We start from the raw sequence: 13,443 nt of genomic DNA on the forward strand, positions 1-13,443 counted from the left end.
CATGGATAACGGCGTATTCAATGTAATCCTGGAGTACCTGAACATCGTCTTTCTGGTGTTCTCAGGCATGCTGTTTACGCTCTATTTACTGATGGCCTATTTCGCCACGCGAAATTCCATCCACTACAAGAACAAGAATAGTTTCGGGAATATCACCAAGACCCTGGGTTCGCCCCTGGCACCGGGCATTACCATCATAGCCCCGGCCTATAACGAAGGGCTCACCATTGTGGAGAACGTTCGGTCCCTTTTGTCCCTTCAATATGTAAATTACGAGGTGATGGTGGTCAACGATGGGAGCAAGGACGATACGCTCCAAAAACTCATCGACGCCTATCATCTGGAGAAGATCGACAGGGAGATAGATCCTGACATCAAATCGAAACCTATACGGGGAATCTACAAATCTACCCAAAGGTCATTTGCAAAACTAACCGTGGTCGACAAGGCCAACGGGGGCAAGTCCGATGCCCTCAATGCAGGGATCTTCCTCTCAGAGAACAAGTATGTGGGCTGTATTGATGTGGATTGCCTGATCGTTCCCGAAGCCCTGCTGCACGTAGTAAAATCATTCTATCAGCATTCAGAGAAAAGGGTAATTGCCGTAGGAGGTGTGATCCGGGTAGCCAACTCCTGCAAGATCTCAGGAGGTACCCTGGAAGAAATAAGGTTGCCGAAGAACTGGCTCGCGAGATTTCAACTCCTGGAATATACCAGGTCCTTCCTGCTGGGAAGGATGGCGTGGGGGAGGTTAGACAGCCTGTTGATCATCTCAGGGGCCTTTGGATTCTTCGACAGGGAGATTGCCCTGGCTGTTGGAGGATACGATACCAACACAGTAGGGGAGGATATGGAGATCATTTTCAGGATGAGACGATATATGCATGACAGGAAGGAACCCTATCACGTGGCCTACATCCCGGATCCATTATGCTGGACAGAAGTCCCCGAGAGTCTTAAGATCTTTATAAATCAGCGCGATCGCTGGTCGAGAGGCAACCTGGAAACCCTGAGTACCCACAAGGATATGTTCTTTAACCCCAGGTACGGTCGACTCGGATTTTTGAGCTACCCCTACTGGTTCTTTTACGAGTGGTTGGCTCCATTGCTCGAATTCATCGGATGCCTGGCTGTAATCCTCTTCCTGTATCTCGGGATCCTGAACTGGGATTTCTTTATCGCCATCACGATCACCATCTACAGTTTCTCTATCATGTTCTCCTTTTACGCTATTCTGTGGGAGGTCTATTCATATAACCAGTATTCACGGACAAAAGATATTCTGACGATGATGCTGGCGGCCATATTGGAGCCCTTGTTCTTCCATCCGCTCGTAGTGTGGTCCTCGGTAAGGGGTAATTATAAAAAGTTGTTTAAGATCAGGTCCGGATGGGGATCACAGGTCAGAAAAGGATTTGCCAAGGCATAAGCTATGCAGACAGAAATACACATACCGGTCAAAAGAAGGGATCTTCGGGATTTCATCAGGCTGATAATGGCATTTTTTCTCTGCCTGATCGCGAGCGCCTTATACCAGAACATCACCTTGTACAGTGCAGGGGTGCTCGACAGTGTATTTAACAAAAGTCTGCTACTGCTCGTGGTACATCATTTGGGATTTGTGTCGCTTTCCGCCCTGTTCCTAGTATTCCCATATAAATTTCTCGAGCAGGTAAAAGCCAATGCCGGGTTTAAAATGGTCTCCCTTTGCCTGGTAATATTGCTGGGGGCAGAAGGTCTTTTGATCAAGTACTATGTGGACAACTACGAGATCCTGGGTGCAGGGTTTGTTGAGCGAATTGAGGCTCTGGGAGGTTGGTCCTTCCTGTATTATTCCCCTGTATTTGTCTTCTTTGCTGTAGTTCTCCTGTACTTGTCTTACCGGATCACAGCGAACGCATATACCCTGGTTAATCGGATGTATCCGTTTACTCTGATTCTCTTCAGCCTTTTCCTGGCAACTCTTATCACCCGGAAGAACCCGGTGAACGAGAATAAGACTCAGCACCTGATCTACCATCAATTTGAAGAATTTACTGATTTCAACAAATACGACGGTGAGGCGGAATACCCCTTGCTGAGACGATATGAACCAGAATCCGAACTCGCCTCCTATTTGGCCCTGAAAGAAGAAAGCCCAAACCTGGTATTCATCGTCATGGATGGGGTGGGATCTGACTTTGTTGGTGAAAAAGCCCCATTTAAGGAGTTCATGCCGTTCGTGAATTCTCTGGTAAACACTTCCCTGTACTGGCCACACAGCCTGAGTAACACAGGGGAACCTGTAGCCAGTATACCATCTATTTTCGGATCTCTTCCCTCCGGGGAAGAAGGATTTACCAACCTCGAATTCCTTCCGGAAAGTTATACCATGTTCGATCTGCTCAATGACAATGGATACCAGACATCCTTTTATTTCGGGGGAAATATATCCCTGGAAAACCTTGGCAAATTCTTGCATAAGGAAGAGGTGGGACTTATTTCGGGTCGAAAGGCGTTCGGTCCGAGATATACAGCTCAGGAGGAAGATGCCGCAGGGGTCTCCCTGGGTTATCCCGATGCAGAGCTATTCCGCAAATGGTTTGACGATTTCACCAGCGCAGACCGACCCAGACTCGATGCTTTTCTTACGCTTAGCACACGGAGCCCGTTCCATATTCCCTCTCAGGATGAGTATCGGAAAAAGGTGGAAGAGATTTCGGAAAACAGCCGGATGTCTGATCGAAACAAAAGACTGATCCGGAAAAACCGGGAGGTTTTTGCGAGCCTGCTGTACACGGATCAGGCCGTGCAAACCTTTTTGGAAGGTTACAGGCGTAAGGCCGAATTCTACAATACTATTTTTGTCATTACTGGTACTCATAACCTAAGTGAACTCCCCCAAAAGGATTATTTGGGCCGTTACAGAGTTCCCCTTATCCTCTACAGTCCCCTGTTGAAGTCCCCTGCACGTATCAATTCGCTTGTCGCCCATACCGACATACTTCCGGAATTGGCCGGGCTTCTCAATTCTCAATACCACTTTACTATGCCGGACAACGTATCATGGCTGGGGGAAGGCCTGGTGCACAAAGGATTCTTTAAAAAAGACAAGGTCATTCCGCTGTATCGCCATCGGGGTAACCTGCAGGAATACATCAGGGGTAATATATGCCTCTCCGGTAATTCGCTTTATGGAATTGGAGCTGATCTCAGTCTGTACGAACCAAAGGAGGTAGAGGGCAAGGATGAATTGATCGCTGACTTTAGGAAATTCAGGGCTGTCAACCGGTATGTCACCCGAAATGATAAACTCACTCCCGGGAACCTGCTGGCCAAGGACACCCTTAATCCCGAAAAGGAAAGATCTGAAATGGTATGGATCAACAGTGTGTTTAACAGCGACGATTATGACAATGCTTATAAAACTGCCAGAGACCTGGCGATCTCAGGTGACAGGGACCGGGCCTTGTTGCTGTGTGAACACATATTAGAGGAAGTACCCGGACATGCCGATACCGAAATCCTCAAAGGAAGGATCTACGCCTGGAATAAACAATACGATCAGGCTGCTAAGCTTCTGGAAAAAACGGTTAAGAAATACCCGGTATATGCAGATGCCTATTCGGCTTTGCTCGACGTGTATTTCTGGTCCGATACCAATTTCAAGGCCCTGGATCTCAAATCTGCCATAATCAAGAACCGGATTTACAACGAGGAACTAAAGAGTAAGATCCGAAGGGCTGAAGAAAAAATGAAAAAGGAAAAAACCCTTTTTAACGATCATAATCTCGGATACCTGAATTTTGAAGACGATGGATATGAATAACGGACGATGCATAATATTATCTCTTCTTCTTGGGGTTTTCATTCTTTATTTCCCGCAAAACCTCCTTGGGCAGAGGCGTGCGTATCCCAAAGATCCTGACATGTCCCTAAAAAGGGCTATGGCCCTTGCTGGCGACGGAAAGCGAGAGGAGGCTCGGGACACCCTGCGGAATATTCTCGCACACTATCCGGAGTACACGGATGTAAAGAACCTTTTAGCCAAAACCTTTAGTTGGGACGGTGATTATGAAGAGGCGCGCAAACATTTTAACAGGATCACCTCCGCCGAAAAGTCGAACAAAGAAGTCTGGGAAGCTGCCATTCGCAATGAGATGTATGCACAGAACAAGCATACCGCCCTGGGTCTGGCGAACAAAGCACTTATTTACTTGCCCGAAGATGCGGATATCATCGAACTAAGGAACCGTATCCTGGAATCCTGGGATGGAAACGGAACCACTTCAACTGTAGCAACAGAGACGGAAACACCGGCCATTGACCGAAACTTTGTAGCCCTTTTCAGTTCGGCGGATGTTTTCGATGTGGTCTTTGACCCCATGTACTATTCAGGGGTGGAATTTAACCTGGTGACTGGACTGGGCAAGATCTTACCCAGGATCAATTACAGCAACAGGTTTGGTATCGATGGTATACAGTATGAGATCGACCTGTATCCCAAGTTTTCTAAATCGGTTTATGCCTATCTGAACTACGGGTACAGTCGGTCCGAAATTTACCCGGAACACAGGGTAGGAGGGGATCTTTATGTGAATCTTCCAAAAGGAGTGGAAACCTCGCTTGGAGTCAGGTATTTGTCCTTTACAGACAGTGATGTGACCATTTTTACCGGGTCCGCGGGCTTTTACAAGGGTAATTATTATTTTTCTTTGAGGCCGTACCTAACACCGAGGAATAACAGTACCCTGGGGATTTCAGGGGTTCTCACGGCCCGGAGGTACCTGAAGGATGCCAATAACTATATCGGATTGAATGCGGGAATGGGATTTATGCCAGAATTCAGGCAGTTCAGAGCCAACAGTGTCCTGATCGCAGAGACCCAATTGTATGTGGAATCCCAACAACTCGTGATGGAATACCAGTTCTCCTTCAAATCTAATCCATCCCTTTACAGGGCTCAACTGGGACTCACCAGACAGGAATTTGTCTTTGCCCCCGACAATTACTTTTGGGCAATAACAGCAGGTCTCAGATACCAAACCGGCCTATGATCCCACAATAAGCACCTCAAAAAAAACGTTATATACAACAATAATACATCCATACACCACAAACAATTGGCAGAACTGATCAGAAAAAATAAGTTTATGTAGTAAATATTTAGAGTCCCAGATCTCTACTTAAACCAGACGACCATGTTATACGATACCTACGGAGAGGAATACCTGAACTTCCTCAAAGATCTGAACGAAATTTTGAGTGTAAATGAATTGGCCGAACTCGATTATCTCTAGTGGAGTTCTGCAACCCTAAAACCCCAAGCTTATGGCAAATCCAAATTATGACAACGCAGCGTATCTGAATTTCATTGAGGACCTCAATGAGATCCTGAAAGACTTTGACATCAGCAGACTTAGCTGTTCTTAGTGTTTTAGTGTATATTTAAAAAAGAAAAAGGAAGCCGATCGGCTTCCTTTTGTTATTGTTACTCTTTCGGTATCAACCCAAATAGGCTTTCAGGAGTTTGCTCCTGGTATTGTGCCTCAACTTGCGAATCGCTTTCTCCCGGATCTGCCGTACCCGTTCCCTGGTAAGATCAAATGTCTGTCCGATCTCTGCCAGGGTCATGGATTGCTGATCTCCGATCCCGTAGTAGAGTTTTACTACATCCGCTTCCCGTGGGGACAAGGTATCGAGGGCTCTGTTTATTTCCGTATTGAGGGATTGCTGCATGAGTCCTTTATCCGGCTTGGGAGATTCCCCGGATCGCATCACGTCGTATAGATTGGAATCCTCTCCTTCCTTAAGCGGAGCATCCATGGAAATATGTCTTCCCGAGTTTTTGATGGATTGCTTGACCTCACTTACGGTCATGTCTAGTTCCTGTGCGATTTCCTCCGCTGAGGGCGGCCTTTCGTGAGCCTGTTCCAGGTATGAAAATGCTTTCTTGATCTTATTGATAGAGCCGATCTTATTGAGAGGTAACCGAACTACCCTCGATTGTTCGGCCAGGGCTTGCAGGATGGACTGCCGGATCCACCATACCGCATAGGAAATAAACTTAAATCCTCTTGTTTCATCAAATCGCTTTGCTGCTTTTACCAGGCCCACATTACCTTCATTGATCAGATCGGGAAGGGTCAGACCCTGGTTTTGGTATTGTTTTGCCACGGAGACCACAAAACGAAGGTTCGCATTTGTCAACTTCTCCAGGGCCAGTTGATCACCCGCTCTAATACGCTGGGCTAGCTCTACTTCTTCATTCGCCGTGATCAGGTCTATTTTACTGATATCCTGCAAGTACTTGTCGAGTGATTTGGATTCCCTGTTAGTAACCTGCTTGATAATCTTTAATTGCCTCATATATGTACGAAATTTATTATAATTACATCCTCTCATTATACACTTTTATTCTGTCTTTTCCAAAGGGCACCCCCCTGAGTTATACATATTTTATGAGAACTTTAATATTTATCACCATGCCCAGTGAAATATGGGGTTTCATAAACTCTTAATTGATTGTTCGTGATTGCCTACCTTTAGTCGGACCAAATTTCAACCATGAGCAAGTCGGCTTTAAAGAAGTATGTATCCGGCCTTAAAAAGAGAGAACTAGAATTACAGATTCTCGACCTCTATGAGCGATTTCCACAGGTAAAGGTATTCTACGATTTTGCCTTCAACCCTAAAGAGGACAAACTTATAGGGGATGCGAAGGCCCGTATCTCCAATGAATACTTCCCCAGAAAGCGAAAACGTCCCCGGGCCCGAAGATCCGTGGCTCAGAAACTAATAAGGAAGTTCGTTACTTTGGGGATGGATCCTTATTTGTTGGCTGATCTAATGTTGTACAACCTGGAGACAGCCCAGCGTTTTTCTGCCGTCCGCAAGGTGAATGAAGCCTTTTACAAGAGCATGCTGCGCTCGTATTCGGAGGCGGCCAACCACCTGGTCCTTCACTCTCTCGAAGGTGAATTTCGGGAGAGAATGGAACACATCTATGGTCAGATTCGGGAACAGGAGTGGGATTTTGCAGAGGAGTTTGATCGTATTCGCAGCACTCTTACACTTACAGAATTGTAAAAATGAAAAATCGATGGCAATAGTACTCATCAGACAAGATGGAAAGACAAAAATCTGGCAAAAAGCTTTCCTGCATCAGTATCCGAATCTGCCCGTTTATAATTTTGAGGAGGAGCACTCAAAAGAGGAGATCACCATGGCGATCGTTTGGAAACATCCCCATGGGAGCTTATCTGTTTACCCTAACCTCCGATGTATCGCATCCTTTGGTGCGGGGGTCGATTTTATCTTTGAAAATCCTGACCGTCCGCCAGACGTTGCGATCACAAGGGTGGTTGATGACGCCCTTGCTGAAGACATGTCGGAATACGTCTTTACTGTTATCATGGGGTACCTGAAGAATACCAGCCAGTACGTCATGGACCAGTTCAGGGGTATGTGGTCCCCAAAGCCCTATAGCCGTATCTCAGACCATACCATCGGCATAATGGGGATAGGAACCCTGGGAACACATCTGGCTAAGGACCTGAGAAATATTGGATTCAAGGTCGTTGGCTGGTCAAAAAACCCAAAGAAACTTAAAGATATTCCTGTATATCACGGGGCAGAATCGAGAAAGGAGTTTCTTTCCAAAAGCTCTGTACTTGTCTGCCTGTTACCTCTCACTCCGGAAACCCGGGGGATCCTTAACCAGGATACCCTTAACCAACTCCCAAAGGGCGCCTTTTTGATCAATGTGGCCAGGGGCGGACATCTGAAAGAGGAAGATCTTATTCCATTACTCGACTCAGGTCACTTGTCCGGAGCCTGCCTCGATGTCTTTGCGGAAGAACCCCTGCCCAAAGAACATCCCTTCTGGGATCATCCATTGATCCAAATCACTCCTCATGTGGCCAGTGTCTCTGATCCGGCATCCGTCGTGCCTCAACTCGCGGAGAATTATCTCCGCCTCAGCAGGGGGGAGGAATTGAGGAACCGTGTCGACCTCCAACAGGGCTACTAAATCCAGATTTCAGGGTTTAAATTTCATTTAAGGAAAAAAATCTTCTAGTTTTGCAAATTGGTGATTTAAGAACCCCAAAAGAAGATTTTTTAACCTAAAGCCGGGCATTTTTGTCAATTTCCACCGAAAACATTGAAAAGACCCTTTACGACTATCAGCAAAGGGACCTTCAATCTATATTTGAGCATCTGGACGATCCCAACGACCACTCAAATCTCCTGTATCAATTACCTACAGGGGGCGGGAAGACGGTAGTGTTTTCGGAGATCACAAGGAGGTTCATTGCCCATCGAAAGGAAAAGGTGGTGGTACTTACCCACAGGATTGAGTTGAGCCATCAGACTTCGAGAATGCTGCGTGGTTTTGGGGTAAAGAACAAGATCATCAATAGTGATGTCAAGGAATTGGCGGTGGACGACCCGCACATGTGCTATGTAGCCATGGTGGAAACTCTGAACAACAGGTTGCAGGAAGGAACCATTTCCCTCAAGAATATCGGCCTGGTGATCATTGATGAGGCCCATTACAATTCTTTCCGCAAGCTTTTCAAGTATTTCGAGGCCTCCACCATTCTGGGAGTCACGGCTACTCCGCTGAGTTCCAACATCAAGCTGCCGATGAAAGATCATTACAAAAAACTGATCGTCGGGCAGTCCATAGAATCACTGATCAAGAACAAGTACCTGGCCAAGGCCAATATGTACAGCTATGATGTCAGTCTGAAATCCTTAAAATTGGGGATCAGTGGGGACTACACGGTCAAGTCGTCCGATGAGCTATACGGTAACCAGAACATGTTGGGCAAACTGCTTGGAGCCTATGAAGAAATCGCAAAAGGCACCAAGACCCTGATCTTCAACAACGGGATCAATACCTCCCGGTATGTGTATGAGACCTTTAAAAAGGCGGGGTATCCCATCCGGCATCTCGACAATAAGAATACGGCCTCTGAACGAAAGGAAATTTTGGAGTGGTTCGCCAAAACCCCGGATGCCATATTGACTTCAGTGAGTATCCTAACCACCGGTTTTGATGAACCCACCGTGGAGACTATTATCCTCAACAGGGCTACCCGTTCCCTGACCCTTTATTTTCAAATGATCGGGCGAGGCTCCAGGATCCTGCCGGATAAGGATGAGTTTACGGTGGTCGACCTGGGAAATAACATCGCGCGCTTCGGGATGTGGGACGCACCCATCGACTGGCAGGAAATTTTCCACTTCCCCGATTTCTACCTGGAAAACATCAAGAACGACGAAGATATAGAGCGGGAATTCGTCTATGAGATGCCACCCGAGTTGAGGGAGAAATTCTCCAAATCTGATAATATCGATTTCGATGTAAAAGCCGCCTATAAAGAGATCTTTGCCAAGGGATTGAGATCGAAGACCGTACTCGAACAGAGCATTGAACAGCACGCCAGGATATGCGTAGAGAACAGCAAAGACGTTTTTGAGGCCAGGATTCTGGCCAAACAACTCAAGGACGAGATAGAATACAGGGTGAAGCAGTACTCCTATTGTATAATGAACAATACCAAGAACTACAAGGAGTGGCTCGAAGAGGATTACGAGCGTAAACTCAGACTAAAGATCTCCCAGAAGTTCGCATCCAGGATGTGATTGCGCAAAAGAAAAACATCAAGGTCCTGATCATAGGTCTTACCTGGCCTCAGCCGGAAGCCACAGGGGCGGGTATCCGGATGGTTCAGCTAATCTCCCTTCTCAAATCACTGGGTTTCAGCATCACATTTTGTTCGGCAGCCGCTATCCCAGAATCGAACGGGTATCCCGAAATACCGGGGGTTGTATTCGAACCTGTAAAACTGAACCATGAAAGTTTTGACCGCTTCCTGCTTTCCCTGAGACCGGACATGGTGATCTTCGACCGCTTTCTTACAGAGGAGTATTTCGGCTGGCGTGTCGCCACCACCTTACCTAATACATTGTGTGTCCTGGATACAGAAGACCTGCACTCCCTGAGACATGCAAGGGAATTCGCCCTGCAGGAAGATCGATCTTTCGAACCGGCATTATGGCGCAATATGGACATTACCAAGAGGGAACTGGCTTCCATATTCAGATCCGATCTTGCCTTGATCATTTCCCGTTTTGAAATGGAATGGCTAGAAACACATGTTCCCGCGATTGAACCCCATTTGTTTTACCTGCCTTTTCTATATAAAAAGACGGATTTTCTCCCCGAAGCACGGATGAAGAATTTCTCAGATAGGGAAGATTTCATATTTATCGGCAATGGTCGTCATTCACCTAATACGGATGCGATACTTTATTTAAAACGAGAGGTCTGGCCTGAGATCAGAAAACAACTCCCTCATGCAGGTGTCTGTATCTACGGGGCACATTTATCCAGGGAGATCACTGGCTTAACCGATGCCAAGGAAAATTTCTTTGTCAAAGGCTGGGTGCCCGAAGTTTCGGAAGTCCTCAATTCAGCCCGGGTCAGCTTACTGCCATTGCGATTCGGGGCCGGACTCAAGGGAAAATTATTCGAAGCCATTAGATGCGGGACTCCATCGGCCATGACTTCTATCGCTGCAGAAGGCACCTCCTTTGCCCGGATGAGTGATTTTATTAAGGATGATCCGGCCGAGCTTGCATCCATTGCGGTATCCTTGTACAGGGATGAGGGATTATGGGTGGAATGGCAAAAAAGGGGAGCATCTATACTCAAGAGGGATTTCTTAAGAGAAGACTTCAAGAAGTCATTTTCCTCCAAGCTCGATTTTCTGTTCCACCATCTCGAGAAACACCGTGACGAGAACCTGATTGGTTCCATCCTTCTGCATCACACCATGGCCAGTACGCGTTATCTTTCTAAATGGATTGAGTTAAAGGAAGCAGTGGCTAAAAAGAAACGGGATTGAATCAAGGTTTCGTCTGCGTTGTGGAGCGCAGTAGTATGACTTATCTTTACGGACTAAAACAGATATCATGGAAACAGTCGCTAACTGGAAGACGGCAAAGGAGTTTGAAGACATTACCTATAAGAAATGCGGGGGAGTTGCCAGAATAGCCTTTAACAGGCCCGACGTTCGCAACGCCTTCAGGCCAAAGACCACGAAAGAGCTGTACGAAGCGTTTTATGATGCTCAGGAAGATACTTCCATTGGCGTGGTCTTATTATCTGCTGAAGGACCTTCTTCCAGGGATGGGGTGTATTCATTTTGCAGTGGGGGTGATCAAAAAGCCAGAGGCCACAAGGGATATGTAGGAGAAGATGGGTATCACCGACTGAATATCCTGGAAGTGCAGAGACTGATCAGGTTTATGCCAAAGGTGGTAATCGCCGTTGTGCCCGGTTGGGCAGTAGGGGGTGGACACAGTCTGCACGTGGTATGCGACATGACTTTGGCGAGCAAGGAGCACGCGAAGTTCAAACAGACCGATGCGGATGTCACCAGTTTCGACGGGGGTTATGGTTCTGCCTACCTCGCCAAGATGGTAGGCCAAAAGAAGGCGCGGGAGATCTTTTTCCTGGGAAGGACCTATTCGGCCCAGGAAGCTTATGAGATGGGGATGGTCAATGCGGTTGTCCCTCATGGAGAACTGGAAGCAACAGCCTATCAATGGGCTCAGGAGATCCTGGAGAAATCGCCCATCTCCATTAAGATGCTCAAGTTCGCCATGAATCTAACAGACGACGGCATGGTCGGGCAGCAAGTCTTTGCAGGGGAAGCTACACGGCTAGCGTATATGACTGAAGAGGCTAAAGAAGGGCGAAATGCCTTCTTAGAGAAACGCAAACCTGATTTTGGAAAGGACAATTGGATACCTTAACTCCGGGGCACTACCACTATTAAAAAAGGCCCCGTCTGTTGAGATCGGGACCTTTTTACGAGAACACTATATGAAAATGAAAAAATTAACTCCTTGTTAATTACACTGTAAACATACAGGAGGAAATTTCATTTCCATAATTTTTGTTGTCAACCTCTTCACCCTTGTTGTGAAACTTTGTTTTCCGATGACCAGGTACTCGTGCCATCAGGGGAGGGCAGCAATTACTTCCCTTAAAAACAGGTTGGTGTCGAATTGTGGTTCTTCAGCAAGGCCCGTCCTTACCACTACCAGGTGTTTCGAAGGAATGATAAAGACATGCTGACCCTGATATCCGTTGGCAGAATACATATCCCTGGGAACGTCGGGGAATTTACCGTGGGCATTCAGCCAGAAATGCGCTCCGTACACTCCATCGGAATGTTCGGTGGGTTCTGTCACATAAGCCACCCAGCCGGGATGGAAGATCTGATCCCCATTCCAATTTCCTTTTTGCAGATAAAGCTGTCCGAACCTCGCCCAGTCTCGTGTACTGGCCCAGGCATAAGATGAACCGACAAAGTTGCCCGCCAGATCTGTCTCTATGATCATGGAATGCATCCCGATCTTGTCGATCAAGGCCTTGTATGGATAATTGAGGTAATTCTGATAGGTCGAAAAGGTATTTCTCAGGAGGCCGGACAACAGGTTGCTGGTCCCGGAGGAGTAATTCCAAATCTCAGTGGGCCCGGCCACCAATCGCTTTCCTGCCTGAGCTGCAGCCATGTTGGAATCCATAAATAGCATTTTGGTCACATCGGAAATGGTGGAATAATCCTCATCCCAGTCGAGTCCGCTTTGCATTCTGAGCAGGTGCCCCAGAGTGATCTCCTTCCTGCCATCTATCTGCCAGGAGGGCAGCCCGGTTTGGTCTCCCATGGTTAATTTACCCTGGTACTCCAGAATCCCGAAAAGCGTGGCCAGGACGCTTTTTGTCATGGACCAGCCTAGCACCGGGGTATCCTGGTCAAAACCCTCTGCATACCTTTCTGCCAGGATATGACCCTTGTAGAGAACCAGTGCCGTTCTGGTTTTTACTGTATCTGCAAAGACGTGATCTAGGGCTAGACCCAGTTTACTATAATCTACACTGCTGAAGGTGGTATCCCTGGCAGGTAGGTGTCCATGCGGATAGGGCAGGGGAATGGTCTGCTGCACCCGGAGAGGAATTTCGGAATAAAGCCGGTGATCCACTTCCCCGTTGATCAGGACACAGCCCAGCCCATCCCGGCAAATAGCTTTTCTTTCCATGAGCCCGTATACTTCGGCCGCGGCGATCTTGTCTGACGGGTCATAAGTGGACTCTGCCAGTTTGATCAAAGGCACATTGTTATCATTTGCAGCCACAGATTTCAGGGATCTTCCAGCAATAAAGATGGTAGATGCCGTATTCTTTGCGGCATAACCGGAGATCAGATTAAGCTTTGGATATTGCAGTATCAGGGTAATGGTAATAATGAGAAATAGAAAAACCAGGATAAATTTGAACTTCTTCATATTGTAAACTGCACTTGTGAGCAAAAGGTTTTTAAATGACACCCTTCTAGGGATTTTAAAGGTATATTTGAATATATAAAGCAAAAATGAGGGATA

Annotated in this window: 10 protein-coding genes; 8 read left to right on the forward strand and 2 right to left on the reverse strand. The window is 46.9% G+C overall.

What is annotated here, in order from left to right; genetic code table 11:
* Window position 1 precedes the first annotated feature (1 nt).
* The 3 genes from IEV19_RS01225 to IEV19_RS01235 all read left to right on the forward strand — a co-directional run bounded on the left by IEV19_RS01225 (window position 2) and on the right by IEV19_RS01235 (window position 5,036).
* Window positions 2–1,429 carry a glycosyltransferase family 2 protein gene (locus IEV19_RS01225; protein WP_188368887.1) on the forward strand — a complete coding sequence of 476 codons (1,428 nt, stop codon included), beginning with the start codon at window positions 2–4 and terminating at the stop codon, window positions 1,427–1,429.
* Between the two features lie 3 nt (window positions 1,430–1,432).
* Window positions 1,433–3,808 carry a sulfatase-like hydrolase/transferase gene (locus tag IEV19_RS01230; protein ID WP_188368888.1) on the forward strand — a complete coding sequence of 792 codons (2,376 nt, stop codon included), beginning with the start codon at window positions 1,433–1,435 and terminating at the stop codon, window positions 3,806–3,808.
* 100 nt (window positions 3,809–3,908) lie between these two features.
* Window positions 3,909–5,036, forward strand: coding sequence for a YaiO family outer membrane beta-barrel protein (locus tag IEV19_RS01235; RefSeq protein ID WP_229732441.1), 1,128 nt, complete (start codon window positions 3,909–3,911; stop codon window positions 5,034–5,036).
* A gap of 448 nt (window positions 5,037–5,484) precedes the next feature.
* Here IEV19_RS01235 and IEV19_RS01240 read toward each other — a convergent pair whose 3' ends face one another.
* A complete protein-coding gene (locus IEV19_RS01240; RefSeq protein ID WP_188368890.1) occupies window positions 5,485–6,348 on the reverse strand; it encodes a sigma-70 family RNA polymerase sigma factor in 864 nt (287 codons plus the stop codon).
* A gap of 198 nt (window positions 6,349–6,546) precedes the next feature.
* On the opposite strand from IEV19_RS01240, the gene IEV19_RS01245 reads away from it, so the two are divergent.
* The 5 genes from IEV19_RS01245 (at window position 6,547) to IEV19_RS01265 (ending at window position 11,811) form a co-directional block, all read left to right on the forward strand.
* A complete protein-coding gene (locus IEV19_RS01245; RefSeq protein WP_188368891.1) occupies window positions 6,547–7,068 on the forward strand; it encodes a DUF6155 family protein in 522 nt (173 codons plus the stop codon).
* 13 nt (window positions 7,069–7,081) lie between these two features.
* On the forward strand, window positions 7,082–8,011 hold the full coding sequence (locus IEV19_RS01250; protein WP_188368892.1) for a 2-hydroxyacid dehydrogenase: 930 nt from the start codon (window positions 7,082–7,084) through the stop codon (window positions 8,009–8,011).
* Between the two features lie 110 nt (window positions 8,012–8,121).
* Window positions 8,122–9,633, forward strand: coding sequence for a DEAD/DEAH box helicase (locus IEV19_RS01255; RefSeq protein ID WP_188368893.1), 1,512 nt, complete (start codon window positions 8,122–8,124; stop codon window positions 9,631–9,633).
* Complete coding sequence (locus IEV19_RS01260; RefSeq protein ID WP_188368894.1) at window positions 9,630–10,898, forward strand: glycosyltransferase; 1,269 nt, start codon at window positions 9,630–9,632, stop codon at window positions 10,896–10,898. The genes IEV19_RS01255 and IEV19_RS01260 overlap by 4 nt, the downstream gene beginning before the upstream one ends.
* Window positions 10,899–10,965: 67 nt before the next feature.
* On the forward strand, window positions 10,966–11,811 hold the full coding sequence (locus IEV19_RS01265) for a 1,4-dihydroxy-2-naphthoyl-CoA synthase (protein ID WP_188368895.1): 846 nt from the start codon (window positions 10,966–10,968) through the stop codon (window positions 11,809–11,811).
* Between the two features lie 207 nt (window positions 11,812–12,018).
* Here IEV19_RS01265 and IEV19_RS01270 read toward each other — a convergent pair whose 3' ends face one another.
* Window positions 12,019–13,347, reverse strand: coding sequence for a serine hydrolase domain-containing protein (locus tag IEV19_RS01270; RefSeq protein ID WP_188368896.1), 1,329 nt, complete (start codon window positions 13,345–13,347; stop codon window positions 12,019–12,021).
* Window positions 13,348–13,443 lie beyond the last annotated feature (96 nt).

This window comes from Muriicola marianensis (assembly GCF_014638095.1).
In the GTDB taxonomy this organism is placed as follows: domain Bacteria; phylum Bacteroidota; class Bacteroidia; order Flavobacteriales; family Flavobacteriaceae; genus Muriicola; species Muriicola marianensis.